This window comes from Paraburkholderia ferrariae NBRC 106233, from assembly GCF_000685035.1.
Taxonomy (GTDB): Bacteria; Pseudomonadota; Gammaproteobacteria; order Burkholderiales; family Burkholderiaceae; genus Paraburkholderia; species Paraburkholderia ferrariae.
This window is the reverse complement of sequence record NZ_BAYB01000030.1, coordinates 34,934-51,098: the sequence shown is the minus strand read 5'-3', so window position 1 is coordinate 51,098 and position 16,165 is coordinate 34,934. Positions and strand designations below refer to the sequence as shown.

At 66.5% G+C, this 16,165-nt stretch carries 16 protein-coding genes and 2 pseudogenes; 12 read left to right on the top strand and 6 right to left on the bottom strand.

Going from position 1 to position 16,165, the window contains the following annotated elements; genetic code table 11:
* Positions 1–41: 41 nt before the first annotated feature.
* The 3 genes from ahpF to BFE01S_RS27720 form a co-directional block, all read right to left on the bottom strand.
* Complete coding sequence (gene ahpF / locus BFE01S_RS27730; RefSeq protein WP_028228301.1) at positions 42–1,643, bottom strand: alkyl hydroperoxide reductase subunit F; 1,602 nt, start codon at positions 1,641–1,643, stop codon at positions 42–44.
* A 195-nt stretch (positions 1,644–1,838) separates the two neighbouring features.
* On the bottom strand, positions 1,839–2,402 hold the full coding sequence (gene ahpC, locus BFE01S_RS27725) for an alkyl hydroperoxide reductase subunit C (protein WP_028228300.1): 564 nt from the start codon (positions 2,400–2,402) through the stop codon (positions 1,839–1,841).
* 365 nt (positions 2,403–2,767) lie between these two features.
* Positions 2,768–3,676: a LysR family transcriptional regulator gene (locus BFE01S_RS27720; protein ID WP_028228299.1), complete on the bottom strand. Its 909-nt coding sequence runs from the start codon at positions 3,674–3,676 to the stop codon at positions 2,768–2,770.
* Between the two features lie 111 nt (positions 3,677–3,787).
* On the opposite strand from BFE01S_RS27720, the gene BFE01S_RS27715 reads away from it, so the two are divergent.
* From BFE01S_RS27715 to BFE01S_RS43475, 7 genes are all read left to right on the top strand, one after another.
* Complete coding sequence (locus BFE01S_RS27715; RefSeq protein WP_028228298.1) at positions 3,788–4,513, top strand: pirin family protein; 726 nt, start codon at positions 3,788–3,790, stop codon at positions 4,511–4,513.
* A 130-nt stretch (positions 4,514–4,643) separates the two neighbouring features.
* A complete protein-coding gene (locus tag BFE01S_RS27710) occupies positions 4,644–5,057 on the top strand; it encodes a DoxX family protein (RefSeq protein ID WP_028228297.1) in 414 nt (137 codons plus the stop codon).
* A gap of 227 nt (positions 5,058–5,284) precedes the next feature.
* Positions 5,285–6,643, top strand: coding sequence for an aspartate aminotransferase family protein (locus BFE01S_RS27705; RefSeq protein ID WP_028228296.1), 1,359 nt, complete (start codon positions 5,285–5,287; stop codon positions 6,641–6,643).
* Positions 6,644–6,656: 13 nt separating this feature from the next.
* The gene (locus BFE01S_RS40435; RefSeq protein ID WP_084170197.1) at positions 6,657–7,400 is read left to right on the top strand and encodes a GntR family transcriptional regulator; all 744 of its coding nucleotides are present in this window, start codon (positions 6,657–6,659) and stop codon (positions 7,398–7,400) included.
* Positions 7,401–7,444: 44 nt separating this feature from the next.
* Positions 7,445–8,005 (top strand): FUSC family protein, encoded by a 561-nt coding sequence (locus BFE01S_RS40430; RefSeq protein ID WP_042338774.1) that lies wholly within the window; start codon positions 7,445–7,447, stop codon positions 8,003–8,005.
* A 250-nt stretch (positions 8,006–8,255) separates the two neighbouring features.
* Positions 8,256–8,393 (top strand): hypothetical protein, encoded by a 138-nt coding sequence (locus BFE01S_RS44630; RefSeq protein ID WP_156967170.1) that lies wholly within the window; start codon positions 8,256–8,258, stop codon positions 8,391–8,393.
* Between the two features lie 43 nt (positions 8,394–8,436).
* The gene (locus BFE01S_RS43475; protein WP_084170196.1) at positions 8,437–8,859 is read left to right on the top strand and encodes a rubredoxin; all 423 of its coding nucleotides are present in this window, start codon (positions 8,437–8,439) and stop codon (positions 8,857–8,859) included.
* A 28-nt stretch (positions 8,860–8,887) separates the two neighbouring features.
* Here BFE01S_RS43475 and BFE01S_RS43470 read toward each other — a convergent pair.
* Positions 8,888–9,079: pseudogene (locus BFE01S_RS43470) on the bottom strand (response regulator transcription factor); the annotation flags it as partial.
* 5 nt (positions 9,080–9,084) lie between these two features.
* On the opposite strand from BFE01S_RS43470, the pseudogene BFE01S_RS46425 reads away from it, so the two are divergent.
* Positions 9,085–9,264, top strand: a pseudogene (locus BFE01S_RS46425) (amino acid permease); the annotation flags it as partial.
* Positions 9,265–9,538: 274 nt separating this feature from the next.
* Complete coding sequence (locus BFE01S_RS46420; protein ID WP_063834448.1) at positions 9,539–10,645, top strand: DUF2242 domain-containing protein; 1,107 nt, start codon at positions 9,539–9,541, stop codon at positions 10,643–10,645.
* A gap of 112 nt (positions 10,646–10,757) precedes the next feature.
* On the opposite strand, the gene BFE01S_RS27665 is transcribed toward BFE01S_RS46420, so the two are convergent.
* Positions 10,758–11,384, bottom strand: coding sequence for a LysE family translocator (locus BFE01S_RS27665; RefSeq protein ID WP_028228293.1), 627 nt, complete (start codon positions 11,382–11,384; stop codon positions 10,758–10,760).
* Between the two features lie 332 nt (positions 11,385–11,716).
* Between BFE01S_RS27665 and BFE01S_RS27660 the strand changes: the two genes are divergently transcribed.
* Positions 11,717–12,199, top strand: a complete 483-nt coding sequence (locus BFE01S_RS27660) for an Lrp/AsnC family transcriptional regulator (protein ID WP_028228292.1) — start codon at positions 11,717–11,719, stop codon at positions 12,197–12,199.
* Positions 12,200–12,251: 52 nt separating this feature from the next.
* Here the strand turns inward: BFE01S_RS27660 and BFE01S_RS27655 are convergent, their stop codons facing one another.
* Positions 12,252–12,974, bottom strand: coding sequence for a TetR/AcrR family transcriptional regulator (locus BFE01S_RS27655; protein ID WP_028228291.1), 723 nt, complete (start codon positions 12,972–12,974; stop codon positions 12,252–12,254).
* A gap of 390 nt (positions 12,975–13,364) precedes the next feature.
* On the opposite strand from BFE01S_RS27655, the gene BFE01S_RS27650 reads away from it, so the two are divergent.
* The gene (locus BFE01S_RS27650) at positions 13,365–14,630 is read left to right on the top strand and encodes a Zn-dependent hydrolase (protein ID WP_028228290.1); all 1,266 of its coding nucleotides are present in this window, start codon (positions 13,365–13,367) and stop codon (positions 14,628–14,630) included.
* Positions 14,631–14,779: 149 nt separating this feature from the next.
* Positions 14,780–16,165 carry an NAD(P)-dependent oxidoreductase gene (locus BFE01S_RS27645; protein WP_028228289.1) on the top strand — a complete coding sequence of 462 codons (1,386 nt, stop codon included), beginning with the start codon at positions 14,780–14,782 and terminating at the stop codon, positions 16,163–16,165.

The following is a 16,165-nucleotide window of genomic DNA, read 5'->3' as shown; positions in this document are numbered from 1 at the left end:
GCGTATCAAAGAGAGACTACTAACTGCGCAAAGCGCAAGGCTCAGGCCACGGCGGCCGCCACCTTCGCATCTTCCTCCGCATCCGCCGACGAGCGGATCAGGTATTCGAACGCGCCGAGCGAGGCCTTCGCGCCTTCGCCCACGGCGATCACGATCTGCTTGAACGGCACGGTGGTCACATCGCCCGCGGCAAACACGCCCGGCACCGACGTCTGGCCCTTCGCATCCACTTCGATCTCGCCGTGCTTCGAAAGCGCCACCGTGCCCTTGAGGAACTCGGTGTTCGGCACGAGGCCGATCTGCACGAACACGCCTTCGAGTTCGAGGTGACGCGTTTCACCCGACGTGCGCTCGAGATACGCGAGACCCGTGAGCTTCTGGCCGTCGCCGATAATCTCGGTGGTCTGCGCGTTCACATGTACCGTGACGTTGGGCAGGCTGCGCAGCTTGCGCTGGAGCACTTCGTCCGCACGCAGTTGCGCGCCGAATTCGAGCAGCGTCACGTGGCTCACGATACCCGCGAGGTCGATGGCCGCTTCCACGCCCGAGTTGCCGCCGCCGATCACGGCCACACGCTTGCCCTTGAAGAGCGGGCCGTCGCAGTGCGGGCAGTACGCCACGCCCTTGTTGCGGTATTCCTGCTCGCCCGGCACGTCCACATTGCGCCAGCGTGCGCCGGTAGCCAGCACCACGCTCTTCGCGCGCAGCGTGGCGCCGCTTGCGGTGCGCACTTCGAAGCCGTTACCCGTGGGCACCAGCGCTTCGGCGCGCTGCACGTTCATGATGTCCACTTCGTAGGCGCGCACGTGCTGCTCCAGCGCCGCCGCGAACTTCGGCCCTTCCGTTTCCTTCACCGAGACGAAGTTCTCGATGGCCATGGTGTCGAGCACCTGGCCGCCGAAGCGTTCGGCCAGCACGCCGGTGCGAATGCCCTTGCGCGCCGCGTAAATCGCAGCCGCGGCGCCGGCGGGGCCGCCGCCGACGATCAGCATGTCGAAAACGTCCTTCTGGCTCAGCTTTTCGGCGGCACGCGCCGATGCGCCGGTGTCGAGCCTGGCGAGAATCTCTTCGACACCCATGCGGCCCTGGCCGAACACTTCGCCGTTCAGATAGATGGTCGGCACCGCCATGATCTGGCGCTTCTCGACTTCGTCCTGGAACAGCGAGCCGTCGATCGTGACGATCTTCACGTTCGGGTTGAGCGCCGCCATCGCGTTGATCGACTGCACGACTTCCGGGCAGTTCTGGCACGTGAGCGACATATAGACTTCGAACGAGAACACGCCGTCGAGCGAGCGCACCTGTTCGATGGTGTCGCTTTCCAGCTTGACGGGGTGGCCACCCACTTGCAGGAGCGCAAGCACGAGCGACGTGAATTCATGGCCCATCGGAATGCCCGCGAACGTGACCTTCACGTCCGAGTTGGCGCGCTTCAGGTCGAACGAAGGGGTACGCGCGTCGCCGGCAGCGGCGCCACGGCGTTCTTCGTAGCGGATGCGATCCGAGAGCGAGGCAATGTCCTGCAGCAGGGTCTGCAGCTCCTGCGACTTCTCGCCGTCGTCCAGATACGCAACGATCTCGATCGACTGCGTGACTTTTTCCAGGTAGCTTTTCAGTTGACTCTTGAGATTGGCGTCGAGCATGGCGTGTATTTTCCGGCTAGAGAAGAAGCGGGGGGAATGCTAAGTAATGCCTGGCAATTCTGCCACCTTGCGAAAACCGCAGCGAGGCAACAGCGAGACACCCGGGCCGCTGGCCGCGTAGCCGCGGCCCGGATTGACAGCTCAGTGGAACTTCAGCGTCATGCGATCAGGGCGATCGCATGGGTCCTGCGACGCTTAGATCTTGCCGACGAGGTCGAGCGACGGCTTGAGCGTTTCGGCGCCCGGCGTCCACTTGGCGGGGCAGACTTCGCCCGGGTGCGATGCGACGTATTGCGCAGCCTGCACCTTGCGGAGCAGTTCCTTGGCGTCACGGCCAATGCCGTTGTCGTGGATTTCGCACAGCTTGATCTCGCCTTGCGGGTTGATCACGAACGTGCCGCGCAGTGCCAGGCCTTCTTCTTCGATCAGAACGTCGAAGTTGCGAGCCAGCGTGGCGGTCGGGTCGCCGACGAGCGGGTACTGGATCTTGGCGATCGTATCCGACGTGTCGTGCCATGCCTTGTGCGTGAAGTGCGTGTCGGTCGACACGCCGTAGATCTCAACGCCCAGCTTCTGGAATTCGGCGTAGTGGTCAGCCAGGTCGCCGAGTTCGGTCGGGCACACGAACGTGAAGTCAGCCGGGTAGAACACCACGACCGACCACTTGCCGAGGAAGTTCTCTTCCGAAACCGGAACGAACTTGCCGTTGTGGTAAGCGGTGGCCTTGAACGGCTTGACTTGCGTGTTGATGAGAGACATGCGTTGATTCCTCGCTCTGGGTGGAAAAGGTATGGACGAAATTTACGGGAATCGCGTCCGTTTGAAAAATTGGTTGCTTTGATCGCGGGTATTGTCTGTCCCTATCGGCCCCCATGGAAGCCGCCGAAGGACCGTCCCGCGGCCGTTTGCGCCTCTTCGAGGCGGGCCCGCGCAACCGTCGGGGCGTCGAGCATACAACGAAACTGCGACATCGGGACGCATGCCCCTGGCGCCCGCCCCTTCTGATGGGATGGACGAACGCGCGCGAGGTTCCGCACCTGTGCCGCGCCACGCGCCTCCCGCCATGGGTTAGATGCGGATGCAACCGCCTTTCCACAAGGCAGTGCCGGACCCGGGCCGCCGCGTCATAACGCCCCGCCACGCGCAGTCGCCGCACGCGCGGTGAGCCGCTCTCGCAGAAATTGTGTAAAAGCGCGGATTGTCACGGAACCTTCGCGATGTTGCGGATAAACCGCGTGCAAGCCGTTGGGCGGCGGCATGAACGGCGCGAGCACCTCCACGAGCAGCCCCGCATCGACCGATCCCCCCACGATGAAGTCGGGCAGATAGGCAATGCCCAGCCCCGCAATCGCCGAATCGCGGATCACCTCGCCGTTGTTCGCGCGCAGCGGACCGTGCACCTCGAATGGCGTGCGCACGCCGTCCACGATGAAGTCCCACGCCGCGCGCCCTGCCTGACCATAGGCCAGGCAGGCATGACGCACGAGTTCGGCGGGCGTGGCCGGCTCGCCGTGGCGCCGCCGGTAGCCGGGGCTGCAGCACGCGATCATGCGCACGTCGATGAGCTTTTGCGCCACCAGCGTCGAATCCTGCAGCCGGCCGATGCGCAGCGCCATGTCGAAACCCTCGCCGATCACGTCGATGGTGCGGTCGCTGAGCTCCATGTCGAAGCGGACGTCCGGATGCGCGCGCAGAAATTCCGCCACGAGCGGCGAGAGATGCGCCATGCCGAACGACATCGGCGCGCTCACCCGCAGCAAGCCGCGCGGTTCGGTGCGGCGCGCGGACATAGCCGCTTCGGCCTCGCCCACCTCGGCCAGGATGCGCCGCGCCCGCTCGTAGAAGTCCTGCCCGAGATCCGTGACCGCCAGATGGCGCGTGTTGCGCACCAGCAGCCGCGCCCCCAGGCTCGCTTCCAGCGCGGCCACGCGGCGGCTCACGAACTGTTTGGAGAGCCGCAGGCGGTTGGCGGCGGCCGTGAAATTGCCCGCATCCACGGCCGCCACGAAGATTCGCATGTCGTCGAGTTGCATCGCCATTGTCCACTTGAATGTGACTGTAAGTCGGATTTACAGGTGATTATATTCAAGTTGATTGACCTAAACTGACCTCCATCCAATCGAACACGATCAACGGAGGTCGAAATGATGGAACTTCGCAAGGCCGATCAACGCGGGCGCGGCGAACACGGCTGGCTCAGTTCGCGCCATACCTTCTCGTTCGCCAACTACTACGATCCGAAGCAGACCGGCTTCTCCGACCTGCTCGTGATCAACGACGACCGCGTCGCCCCGGCGCGCGGCTTCGGCAAGCATCCGCACCGCGACATGGAAATCTTCTCGTACGTGCTGGAAGGCGCGCTCGAACACAAGGACTCGATGGGCACGGGCTCGGTCATCGTGCCGGGCGACGTGCAGTTGATGAGCGCCGGCACGGGCGTCACGCACAGCGAGTTCAACCACTCGCCGGCGGAACCGGTGCATTTCCTGCAGATCTGGATCGCACCGAACGAGATGGGCGCGCAGCCGCGCTACCAGCAGAAGCATCTCGCCGACGCCGAAAAGCGCGGCAAGCTGCGCCTCATCCTCTCGCCCGACGGCGCAGACGATTCGCTGCTGCTGCGTCAGGATGCGCGGGTCTACGCGGGCCGCTTCGACGGTGCCGAAACCGCGACGCTCGAGCTCGGCGCCCAGCGTTATGCCTATGTGCACGTGGCGCGCGGCAGCGTGAGCGTGAACGGCGTGGCTCTCGCCGAAGGCGATGGCGCGCGCATGCGCGACGAGCGCACGCTCTCGTTCAGTTTGGGTCAGGATGCCGAGGTGCTGGTCTTTGACCTGCGCAACAACGAAGTCCCGGAACTCTGGTCGTAACGCGCCAGATTGCGTAGGCTGTGGGGGAGGCCCGGCGGGTCTCTCTCCCGGCAAACGCAGCAAGAGGCACAACACAACGGAAACAACCGGCAAAAGCAATTCGAACTGCAACAACCCATTGGAGAACACCATGCGATACAACCTCTTCGGCCAGGGCAACGACGTCGTCCTGCTCATCTCGCGCATCCTGCTCGCCACCCTGTTCGTGCTGTTCGGCTGGGCCAAGATCACGGGCTTTTCGGGCACCGTGGGCTATATGGAACACGTCGGCGCGCCCGTACCCATGCTCTCCGCCATCATCGCCGTCGTCATGGAACTGGTCGTGGGCATCCTGATCGTCGTGGGCTTTTACACGCGTCCGCTCGCCGTGCTGCTTGCCCTCTACACCATCGCCACCGCGCTCGTCGGCCATCACTTCTGGAACGAGACCGGCATGGAGCAGATGGAAAACATGATCAACTTCTACAAGAACGTGAGCATTGCGGGCGGCCTGCTGGCGCTCGCCGTAACTGGTCCCGGCAAGTTCTCGATCGACAGGAAGTAAATACCGCGCGCGGGCCTTGCGGCTCGCCTGGCTCTCAAGGCGCGATGCAGGACTGCATCGCGCCTTTTTCTTTGGCGTAGCGGGTAAAAGCCATGAGCGCGGCCGCATCCGATCCCCGTTTCCGTTAATTTGATCAAATTTACTTTCTCCCCGCTCCCGTGCGATGATTTGATCAAATCATGCGTCGCGCGCCATCCGGTGTGTGCGGCGCCATACAGGAGACGCCCATGCCAACCCGCCAAGGCGTGAACTGGGACCGCGCACAGCGCGTCCTCGCACGCGAACGCGAAGCGTTCATCGCCGCCCGCCCGAAGTCGCAGGCGCTTTCGGCCCGCGCCGCGCAGCATCTGCTGTTCGGCGTGCCGCTGCACTGGATGAACGACTGGTCCACGCCGTTCTCGCTCTATGTCGAAACCGCACGCGGCGCGACCTTCACCGACGCCGACGGGCACCGCTACGCCGACTTTTGCCTCGGCGACACGGGCGCCATGTTCGGCCACGCGCCCGAGCCGGTGGGCCGCGCGCTCGCCGCGCAGGCTGCGCGCGGCTTCACGACCATGCTGCCGGGCGAGGACGCCGCCGTGGTGGGCGAGGCGCTGGCCGAGCGCTTCGGCCTGCCGTACTGGCAGTTCGCAATGACGGCGAGCGACGCGAACCGCTTCGCGCTGCGCTGGGCGCGCGCCGCCACGGGCCGCCAGCAGATTGTCGTGTTCAACGGCTGCTACCACGGCACCGTGGACGACGTGTTCGTCGATCTCGTGGACGGCCGGCCCACGCAGCGCGCGAGCCTGCTGGGCCAGGTGCACAACCTGCTGCCGTACACGCGCGTGGTGGAATTCAACGACCTCGGCGCGCTGGAGCGTGCGCTGGCCGACGGCGAAGTAGCCTGCGTGCTGGCCGAGCCGGCCATGACCAACGTGGGCATGGTGCTGCCCGAACCCGGCTTCTGGCGCGAAGCGCAGGCGCTGATGCGCCGCTGCGGCACGCTGCTCGCCATCGACGAAACCCATACGATCAGCAGCGGCCCGCGCGGCTATGCGCAGGCGCACGGCATCGAGGCGGATCTCTTCGTGCTCGGCAAGCCCGTGGGCGGCGGCGTCCCGTGCGCCGTGTACGGTTTTTCCGCGGAATTCGCCGCGCGCGCACAGCAGGCCAAGCTCGACGCGCCGCCGGGCCACTCGGGCATCGGCACGACGCTCACGGCGAACATGCTCTCGATGAGCGCGATGCGCGCCACGCTCACCGAGGTGATGACCGACGCTGCCTACGAACACATGTTCGCACTCGCCGCGCGGCTCGCCGATGGCCTGAGCGCCACCATCGCACGCCACGCATTGCCGTGGTGCGTAACGCGCGTGGGCGCGCGAACCGAGTTCCAGTTCTGCACGACGCCGCCGCGCAACGGCACCGAAGCGCGCGCAGCCATGGACGACGAACTGGAGCACCTCGTCCATCTGTATCTGCTCAACCGCGGCGTGCTGATTACGCCGTTCCACAACATGATGCTCGTCTGCCCGGATACCACGACCGCCGATATCGACCGGCTGCTCGAAGCATTCGACGCATGCCTGGCAGAACTGAAGTAAGCGGCGCACCGCAATGAAAACGCGCGCGCATCAATCGCTGCAGGACGAGACTTACGCCACGCTGCGCCGCTGGCTGAGCCTCGGCCGCTTCGTGCCGGGCGAACGGCTGCGCATCCACGCGCTCGCCGAACAACTGGGCGTGGGAGAGATGCCGGTGCGCGCGGCGCTCGTGCGTCTCGCCGCCGAATCGGCACTCGTGAACCTGCCCAATCGCGGCGTGATGGTGCCGCAACTCACGCACGCGCAATTCGACGACGTGCTGAACGTGCGCGTGATGCTGGAAGGCGAGGCCGCGCGCCTCGCCACGTCACGCCTGGGCGATGCCGGGATCGGACGGCTCGACGCGCTGTGCGCGCAGATGGCCGAAGCGCTCGCGCAGAACAAGCCCGCGCGCTATCTGGATGCCAACGAGGACTTCCATCTCGCGCTCTATCGCGCGTGCGGTTCGCCGCTGCTGGTGGAGTTGATCGAGACGGTCTGGCTGCAGGTCGGGCCGATCTCGAACCTGCTGTTCGACGACGCAAGCTTCGCCGCCTCGCTCAACGACGCGCACGACGGCCTGATGCGCCGGCTCAAACGAAGAGACGCCGAAGGCGTGCGGCGCGCGATCGAGCGCGACCTGCGCCATGCCGCGCGGCAGTTGCGCAAGCATTGCCTGCCCGATGCCGCGAGCGTAATCGGAGAGGAAAGCGCGAGCCCCGCTGCGACGCCGCCGGCACGCCGGCGCGCGGTCTCGCGCGGGAAGGCGCGGACTTGATATCCTTGGCGGCACCTTCATCCGCCAAAGGCTCGACGCCCGCAATGTCCGACCCGCAAGACAACCTTTTCGCCTACCTTACGTCGCTCCAGCAGTCCGCCTTCAACGCGCTCAAGAGCCTGCCGCTCAAGAGCCGCGCGGTGCAGGGCGTGCTGATGGCGTTGCGCGCCGTGTGCGGCGCGGGCCTTGCCTACAGCATCGGCCGCGCGGTGCACGCCGAGCAGGCGTTCTGGGCCGCCATCACCGCCATCGCCGTCACGCAGCACGATTACTCGGATACGCTCAGCCAGTCGCGCGACCAGTTCATCGGCGCCCTGGCCGGCGGGGTATGCGGCTTCGCGGCCGCCATGCTCGGCACCGAAAACCTCTGGGTCTATCTCGGGGCCGTGGCCATCGTGATCGTCGCGTGCTGGTGCCTGAAAGTCAGCACCGCCGCGCGCCTTGCCGGCATCACCACCACCATCGTGCTGCTCGTGCCCACGCAAGGGCCCATCTGGGACGTCGCGCTGTTCCGCTGCGCCGCCGTCACGCTCGGCATGCTGTGCGCCCTGCCCGTGTGCTGGGTCTTCTCGTACGTCGAACACAAGTGGCTACACGTCTCATAGGCAACGCCCGATCCTGACCATCGGGAAATACTGCATCTCCGCTCGCTCACGAATCGGCGCCCGATTAGCGGCGATAATCGGGGCCGTGGTGCAGCGCCAACGCTCCGGTCGCCAGGGAAGCGCCCATGCGACCGCTGCGCGCAGTGACCGCCGAATCGCCCCCGCGAGCGCGAAAAACGTGCGAAACTCTCGCGCCGCGCGCCGTTCCAGGCGCCCATTCGATCCCACTCACCGCGCGACTCCACGCAACATGAACACGACTTCCCGTAACCCTGTCCCGGCCAACACGACCGCCCCCTCGAACAAGTCGATCTCGCTGCTCCAGATGCTGGCGCTGATCGCGGCGAGCGGGCTGGCCGTGTCGCTCGCGGCCCGCTACTTCCTCTGAAGCCGGTCCGCGCCGGGCAGTCTGCTTTACGCATTATTTGCCCATGTACAAGAAAGGCGTCGCACTCGAAATCCAGTTCTCGCCGGAACGCCTGAACGACGGCGCAGGCGATCCCTACTGGATCGACCTCACCGCCGGCGAAGCCGCGCAACTCCTCGACACGCTCAAGACGCAACTGGCCGCGCGCGAAGGCGGCACCTCGGCGCCGCTCGTGGTCGCGCTCGATACGCCACGCGCGGACGATAGCGCCTGCGCGCCGCGGAGCACCGCCGCGGCAACCGCCGCAACGGCCGACGGCAGCTTCAGGCAGTGGGTCTGCGTGATCTGCGGCTGGGTGTACGACGAAGCGGCCGGCGCTCCCGACGACGGCCTCGCCCCCGGCACGCGCTGGGCCGACGTACCCGCCGACTGGCGCTGCCCGCTATGCGACGTAGGCAAGGAAGATTTCGCGCTGGTCGAGTTCTGAAGCGCGCGGCAACGCCAAGGGGCTGCGCTCACGCGCCTTCGTGCGCGCCCGTCTCGTAGAAGAGCACAAACAGTTCGGACTGCGAATTCACGCCGAGCTTCGGGCAGATATGCTTCTTGTGCGCCCGCACGGTCTCGAACGAAATCTGCCGCCGCTCGGCAATCGCGCGCGTGGAAAAGCCGCTCAGGCTCTGGCGCACGACTTCGATTTCGCGCGCAGGTGCCGCTTTCGGCGACGATGGCCCGCGCCATTGGCCTGATCGCACTGAAGCTCGACGTCGCCACGTCCACCTCGTCCAGCAACTTCGGCGCGTTCCTCGCGTTCACCGCGGTGAACCTCTGCGTGATCCGCCAATACTCCGCGGGCGGCGAAAAGACGCGCGGCTTCGGCGCGCGCGTGTTCCCGCCGCGCGCCGCCCGAAATGGCGGTGTAAGGCTGGCTTCAGGCTTCGACCGACGTGGCGGGTCGAAGCCTCCCCCCCGCAAAAAAGGCGTTCCGACGGGTCGGGACGCCCTTTTTGCGTTGCGTTACCGATAACGGCGCACGCCGCGGCGCCACGCAGCCGCCCTTCGGCCGGCTTTCACGGGGTCCGAGCGCAAAAGACGCTTTCGTCACGCAATGCGGAACCGAACTACAATGCATGCCGTCCGATGTATCGCCGTATAGTCCGGTCCGAAACATGTCCCGCCTTTCCAGAGTCGCCCCGTATCTGCCGAGCCCGCTCGCAGCCCTTGCCGCAACCGTCGTCGCCGCCGCCGTGGTGGGGCTCGGCGCGTGTTCGTCCGCGCAGCCGAAGTTTCAGGACGATCAGCTGCTGAGCACCGCGCCCAACCAGTTTTCGCGCGGCTTCAACTACCCGAGCACCGACGCCTGCGAAAGCGCGCGCCGCGCCCTGCTGAGCCAGGGCTACATGACGACCATGCCGCACAGCGACACGGTGGACGCGAGCAAGGACTTCCAGCCCGCCGTCGATTCGCACATCGTCGTGGAGGTGCACGCGGTCTGCACGCCCGGCGATTCGTCGAATACGAGCATGGTTTATGTGAACGCGGTGCAAAGCGGCTATGCGCTGAAGAAGAGCGACACTTCGGCGAGCGTGGGGCTGTCCATTCTGGGCTCGGTTTCGCTGCCGATCCGCTCGAACAGCGACTCGATGGTCAAGATTTCGAGCGAGACGATCCAGTCGAGCGGGTTCTACGATCGCTTCTTCGAACTCGTGGGGCGCTATCTCGCCACTGCCGTGCGCAGCGAGCCGGTGCCGGGCGACGGCAGCATCAAGATCACGCCGCTGCCGCCTGTGACAACGCCCGCAACGCCCCCGGCAACAGTGCCGACGACAATCCCGGCGACCATGCCGGCGACCGCCGTGATGCCCGCACCCGCAACCGTGCTGCCGGGTGCGCCCGCAAATGTCGTGGCCGTGCACCCCGCGGCGCTGCCGGTGACGCCGGGTGCCGAGGCGGCGCAAACCCCGGTCGCGCACAGCGGCGCCGCGACCGGCGTTGCGCTGCCGGTGCCGGTCGCGCCGGGTTCCGGCGGCGACAGTGCGCTGCCGGCGCCGACGCTCACGCCGGCCCTCACGCCAGCGGCAAGCCCGGCGGCCATGACGACGAGCCCGGCGCCCGCCCAGGCGGCCGCCGAACCGCCGCTGCTCGCCAGCGGCACTACGACGCTCGCTTCGGCAGCGGCTCCGGCCGCCAATGGCGCAACGGCGGCGGCAACAGCGGTGGGAAAAGCGGCAGCCTCGACGCCCGCAAGCGCCGCCACGGCCCCGGCAACGCCTTGAGCGGGTTGCCCGCCGTGAAGCTGCCATGAAGGCTGCCAGGAAACAGACAAACGAAGCGAGCGCCCACTAACCGCCGCTCCGCCGCGCAACGCCGCCCGCGTTCTCGCGCTCGTTAGCGCAACCCCGCCATCATCGCCCCCATCCCCACGAGCAGGCTGCCCATCAGCCGGTTCACCGCGCGCATGCGCTTCGGCCGTTGCAGCACGTGCCGCAGGCGGTGCGAGAACAGCGCCATCGACGCCACCCCGCCCGCAAACAGGACCGCAAAGGTCGCCGCCAGCAGCAGATATTGACGGTTGGCGCTCCAGAGCGCATCGGCGCTCATGAACTGCGGGAAGAACGAGGGAAAGAACAGCAGCGTTTTCGGATTGAGCCCCGAAGTGGCGAAACCGCGCCAGAACAGATCGCCGCGGCTCGCGCCGGGCGCCTCGGCGGCGGTCTCGGCGCCCGCGAGCGCGCGGCTGCGCCACTGCTTGCAACCCAGCCACACGAGGTAGGCCGCGCCGACCCAGCGCAGCACGGTTAGCGAATGCTCACTGACGAGCAGCAGCGAATTGAGGCACAGCGCGGTGAGCGCCAGTTGCAGCAGCACGGCCAGCGTGCCGCCCCAGACACAGGGCAACGCGCGCCGCCAGCCCGCTTGCAGGGCGTGGCTCATGGTGAGGACGTTGACGGGACCGGGCGTATAGACCAGCACGAGCGCGGCGACGAGAAAAGACAGATACAACTGGATCGACATCGTTTTTGTTCTACGGGAAGTACGGTTGAAACGGCGTGTGCATGCCTTCAGGCCCGTCGGACGCTCCTCCTGACGCAGGGTTCGCGTGAAACGCCCGGCGGCCGGCGGGGTCAAGGGCAATCCGGCCTGACGGTCCACCGCGGCTCGTGGCTGCGGCGGCGCGCCCCGCACCGGCGAGATGGCCGTGCGGGTCGTGCCGGGCATGAAGGCACACTGGAAAATATACCGGCCGAAGCGGGGGAAAGGCTTCCTGTTTAGGGGCCAGTCACGCGAAATTACAGAACGTTATTCCGCTAGAATCGTATTTCACTGAATACAATTCTTTTTCGACCATGACCGCCCGCGAACGCCCCGCCCGAACGCTCGACAGCCAGGACCACAAGATCCTGCGCGCGCTGCAGAAGAACGCGCGCCTTTCCAATGCCGAACTCGCCGACCAGGTGGGCATGTCCACCACGGCGTGCTGGAACCGCACGCGTCAGCTCGAAGCGGATGGCTATATCGACGGGTATGTCGCGCTCGTGAACCAGAAGAAACTGGGCTACGCGGACATCGTGATTCTGGAAGTGACGCTGGACCGCCACGAGGACGACGCGCTCGCGCGCTTCGGCGAAGCGCTCGCGGCGCTGCCCGAGGTGCTGGAGGCCTATCTGGTGTCGGGGGAGTACGACTACTGGATCAAGGTTGCCGTGGACGGCACGGCCGGCTACGAGCGCTTCCTGCGCGAGAAGCTCTATCGCATCGCCGGCATCCGGCATAGCCGCTCGATGTTCGCGCTGCGCTGCATGAAAGACGTGCCGTCGATGCAGGTGTGAGCGGCACGCCCATGCACGACGTACGCGTGCGGCGTGCGCGTGCCCCGGCCGCTCATTCGCGCGGCGAACGCGCCCCGCTCGCCCGCAGGATCATGCGCACCACCTCTTCGGTGCTCGCCTCGAATCCCGCCGCCGAAAGCGCGCGCTTGCCCGCAAGCGCGCGGATCTGCGCTTCGAAGTCGGCGTAGTGCTGCGTGGTCGCCCAGATCATGAAGAGCAGCGTCTTCGGTTCGACGGGCGCGAGCAGCCCCTCCGCGATCCACTGCTCGATCAGCTTCACGCGCGTCTCCATCCACGGCTTCACGCGTTCGAGCAGGATGTCCTGCATGTGCACCGCGCCGCTGATGATCTCGTTGGCCCATACCTTCGAACCCAGCGGCCTGCGCCGCGACAGCGCCATCTTCGCGCGCACGTAGCCGCCGATGGCGATGACCGGGTCGTCGCTCGCATCGAACGTGTCGGCGGCCGCATTCCATTCTTCGAACACGTCGTCGAGCACGCGCCAATAAAGCGCGAGCTTGGTGGGGAAGTAGTAGTGCAGATTCGCCTTCGGCAAGCCCGCGCGTTCGGCAATCAGCGCGGTGCTCGCGCCCTCGAAGCCGCGTTCGGCGAACACGGCCTCCGCACAGGCCAGCAGATGCGATTCGTTCGAAGCCCGTATCGATGCCTTGCGCCGGCGCACCGGCTTGTGCGCTGCATCATCCGTTTCGCGGCCCGTTGCCGAAGCACGCACCGTAAGGTTCGCGGCAGGCGGGGTCGTATCGTCGTCGCGCATGGCATTCGTTCCGCTCAGGATAGACAAGGCGCCGCGGGCCAGCGGCCTCGCGACGACGGTTTCATTGTAGCCACTGTGCAAGCTTCGGCGCGCGCCGCTGCCTGGAATAAACACGCCGCGCATCGCGCAATGCAGCATCGATGGCACGCTTTTCGCTCGCATTACCGCATTGAATTCGCGCAGTTTATCGGCTACAACCTGTCCAATCGGACAGGATTCGCGGAAGCGGAAATTCGCGGACTTCAACGACGCCCCGCGCATGCACCGCCATCGCGCAGCGCGCCCCAGATGATGACAGAGATGCACGCTTTCTGAACATGAACGCGCTTCGCTTGTCGAGGAAACACCCGGGCAAGCGAAGCATCGCAAGTCAAGCCAAGGAGGACACGCATGAACGCAGTCAGCGAAGCGGGGCTCACCACCGCGATCCATGTGAACGGCAAGCGCCTGTGGGACAGCCTCATGGAGATGGCGAAGATCGGCGCCACGCCAAAGGGCGGCGTGTGCCGCCTCGCGCTCACCGACCTCGACAAGACGGGCCGCGATCTCATCGTCCAATGGGCGAAGGAGGCGGGCTGCACGGTGAGCGTCGATCAGATGGGCAACGTGTTCATGCGGCGCGCGGGCCGCAATAACGCGCTGCCGCCCGTCATGACCGGCTCGCATGCCGATTCGCAGCCCACGGGCGGCCGCTTCGACGGCATCTATGGCGTGCTGGGCGGGCTCGAAGTGATCCGCTCGCTGAACGACCACGGCATCGAAACCGAGCATCCCGTGGAAGTCGTGATCTGGACCAACGAGGAAGGCTCGCGATTCGCGCCCGCCATGGTGGCCTCCGGCGTATTCGCGGGCGTGTTCACGCTCGACTACGGGCTTTCGCGCAAGGACGTGGACGGCAAGACCCTCGGCGAGGAACTCGCGCGCATCGGCTATGCGGGCGATATTCCCTGCGGCGGCCGCAAGATTCACGCGGCGTTCGAACTGCACATCGAGCAGGGCCCCATACTCGAAGCGGAGAAGAAGACCATCGGCGTGGTCACCGACGCTCAGGGTCAGCGCTGGTATGAAGTAGTCCTTACGGGTCAGGAAGCGCATGCGGGCCCCACGCCCATGCCGCGCCGCCGCGACGCGCTGCTGGGCGCCTCGCGCGTGGTGCAGCTCGTCAACGAGATCGGCCTGCGCCACGCGCCGCTCGCGTGCGCGACGGTCGGCATGATGCAGGTGCACCCGAATTCGCGCAACGTGATTCCCGGCCGCGTGTTCTTCACTGTCGATTTCCGCCACCCGCAGGACGACGTGCTCGCGCAGATGGACGCGGAACTGCGCGAGGGCATTGCGAAGATCGCGGCGCAAGGCAAGCTCGAAGCCCAGTTAGAACAGATTTTCTATTACGCGCCCGTGCCGTTCGACAAGGCCTGCGTGAAGTCCGTGCGCGCCGCCGCGGATCGCTTCGGCTATTCGAACCGCGACATCGTTTCCGGTGCGGGCCACGACGCCTGCTATCTGGCAACGGTGGCGCCCACCTCGATGGTGTTCGTGCCGTGCATCGACGGCATCAGCCACAACGAGATCGAAGACGCGACGCCCGAATGGATCGAGGCCGGCGCGAACGTGCTGCTGCACGCCATGCTCGAACGCGCAAGCGAACCAGGCTGATTAGATACCAACCCCGCACCAACCCGGCGCCCAACCCAGACTGAAGCCAGGCGGCCGCAGAGCCGCGTTGCACTCCCGTTTCCCCACCTACCGGCTCACGCGCAACGCGAGCCGGCGGACCCGTGTTTTGCCTCGAAAGGAGCACCCGGATGTCCCAGTCCACGCAAAAAACCGCGGCCGATGTCGCCGCGGGCCGCCTCAGTGCCGAGCAACTCGGCTGCAATTTCGCCGATGTCGCGCCGCCGCTTTCCGTCGATGCCGCCATCGTGGCCGCCGACCGCTGCCACTACTGCTACGACGCGCCCTGCATCGCGGCCTGCCCCACCGGCATCGACATTCCCAGCTTTATCCGCAAGATCGGCAACGGCAACCTGAAGGGCGCCGCGCGCGACATACTCAGCGCGAATCCGCTGGGCGGCATGTGCGCGCGCGTCTGCCCCACCGAAATTCTGTGCGAAGGCGCCTGCGTGCGAAATCATCAGGATGGCGAACCGGTCAGCATCGGCGCGCTGCAGCGCCACGCCACCGACTTCCAGATGGCGCGCGAGGCCGAAGGCGCCGCGCCGCTTTTCAGGCGCACGAGCGAAACCGGGCGCCGCGTGGCCGTGGTGGGCGCGGGGCCCGCCGGCCTCGCCTGCGCGCATACGCTCGCGCTCGCGGGTCACAGCGTGAGCGTTTTCGACGCGCGCGAGAAGCCGGGCGGCCTCAACGAATACGGCATCGCCGCGTACAAGACCGTGGACGACTACGCGCAGCGCGAAGTGCAATGGCTGCTTTCCATTGGCGGGATCGAACTGCGGCAGGGCCAGCGCCTTGGCCGCGACATCACGCTCGCGCAGTTGCAGGAGTCCTACGACGCCGTGTTTCTGGGCATGGGGCTCGGCGGCACGCAAGCGCTCAGGATCGAAGGCGAAGCGCTGCCGGGCGTGCTGGACGCCGTCGATTTCATCGAACGCCTGCGCGCCGCGGACGATCTCGCCACGCTGCCGGTTGGACGCAAGGTGGTCGTGATCGGCGGCGGCAACACGGCCATCGACGCCGCCGTGCAAAGCCGCAAGCTGGGCGCGGAGCAGGTGACGCTCGTCTACCGCCGCGGCGCGGCGCAGATGAGCGCGACGTGGGCCGAGCAGGCATTCGCACGCACGCAGGGCGTGCTGCTCGTGGAGTGGTCGAAGCCGCTGCGCATCGCAGGCGGCGCGCATGTGGAAGCCGTTGAGTTCGAGCGCACCGCGCTGGCCGCGGATGGGACGCTGCAAGGCACGGGCGAGATCGTGCGCGTGGAAGCCGACATGGTGCTCAAGGCCATCGGCCAGAAGCTGCGGCCCGAAGGGATCGACGGCCTGCAGTTGACGGACAACGGCACGCGCATCGCAGTCGATGCGAACGGCGCCACCTCGCTCGCGGGCGTGTGGGCAGGCGGCGACTGCGCGGGCCACGGCGCCACCGACCTCACGGTGCAGGCCGTGCAGGACGGCAAGCTCGCCGCCCAGGCCATCGACCGCCACCTCGCGAGCCAGGCTGCCAGAGCGGCCTGA

What these genes read in the sequence shown, in the direction of transcription:
- BFE01S_RS46420 (WP_063834448.1), top strand. Translation starts at nt 9,539, where the DNA reads ATGTCCCGCCTTTCCAGAGTCGCCCCGTATCTGCCGAGCCCGCTCGCA.
- BFE01S_RS27645 (WP_028228289.1), top strand. Translation starts at nt 14,780, where the DNA reads ATGTCCCAGTCCACGCAAAAAACCGCGGCCGATGTCGCCGCGGGCCGC.
- ahpF (WP_028228301.1), bottom strand. Translation starts at nt 1,643, where the DNA reads ATGCTCGACGCCAATCTCAAGAGTCAACTGAAAAGCTACCTGGAAAAA.
- BFE01S_RS27655 (WP_028228291.1), bottom strand. Translation starts at nt 12,974, where the DNA reads ATGCGCGACGACGATACGACCCCGCCTGCCGCGAACCTTACGGTGCGT.
- BFE01S_RS43475 (WP_084170196.1), top strand. Translation starts at nt 8,437, where the DNA reads ATGTACAAGAAAGGCGTCGCACTCGAAATCCAGTTCTCGCCGGAACGC.
- BFE01S_RS44630 (WP_156967170.1), top strand. Translation starts at nt 8,256, where the DNA reads ATGAACACGACTTCCCGTAACCCTGTCCCGGCCAACACGACCGCCCCC.
- BFE01S_RS40435 (WP_084170197.1), top strand. Translation starts at nt 6,657, where the DNA reads ATGAAAACGCGCGCGCATCAATCGCTGCAGGACGAGACTTACGCCACG.
- BFE01S_RS27720 (WP_028228299.1), bottom strand. Translation starts at nt 3,676, where the DNA reads ATGCAACTCGACGACATGCGAATCTTCGTGGCGGCCGTGGATGCGGGC.
- BFE01S_RS27710 (WP_028228297.1), top strand. Translation starts at nt 4,644, where the DNA reads ATGCGATACAACCTCTTCGGCCAGGGCAACGACGTCGTCCTGCTCATC.
- BFE01S_RS40430 (WP_042338774.1), top strand. Translation starts at nt 7,445, where the DNA reads ATGTCCGACCCGCAAGACAACCTTTTCGCCTACCTTACGTCGCTCCAG.
- ahpC (WP_028228300.1), bottom strand. Translation starts at nt 2,402, where the DNA reads ATGTCTCTCATCAACACGCAAGTCAAGCCGTTCAAGGCCACCGCTTAC.
- BFE01S_RS27705 (WP_028228296.1), top strand. Translation starts at nt 5,285, where the DNA reads ATGCCAACCCGCCAAGGCGTGAACTGGGACCGCGCACAGCGCGTCCTC.
- BFE01S_RS27660 (WP_028228292.1), top strand. Translation starts at nt 11,717, where the DNA reads ATGACCGCCCGCGAACGCCCCGCCCGAACGCTCGACAGCCAGGACCAC.
- BFE01S_RS27665 (WP_028228293.1), bottom strand. Translation starts at nt 11,384, where the DNA reads ATGTCGATCCAGTTGTATCTGTCTTTTCTCGTCGCCGCGCTCGTGCTG.
- BFE01S_RS27715 (WP_028228298.1), top strand. Translation starts at nt 3,788, where the DNA reads ATGATGGAACTTCGCAAGGCCGATCAACGCGGGCGCGGCGAACACGGC.
- BFE01S_RS27650 (WP_028228290.1), top strand. Translation starts at nt 13,365, where the DNA reads ATGAACGCAGTCAGCGAAGCGGGGCTCACCACCGCGATCCATGTGAAC.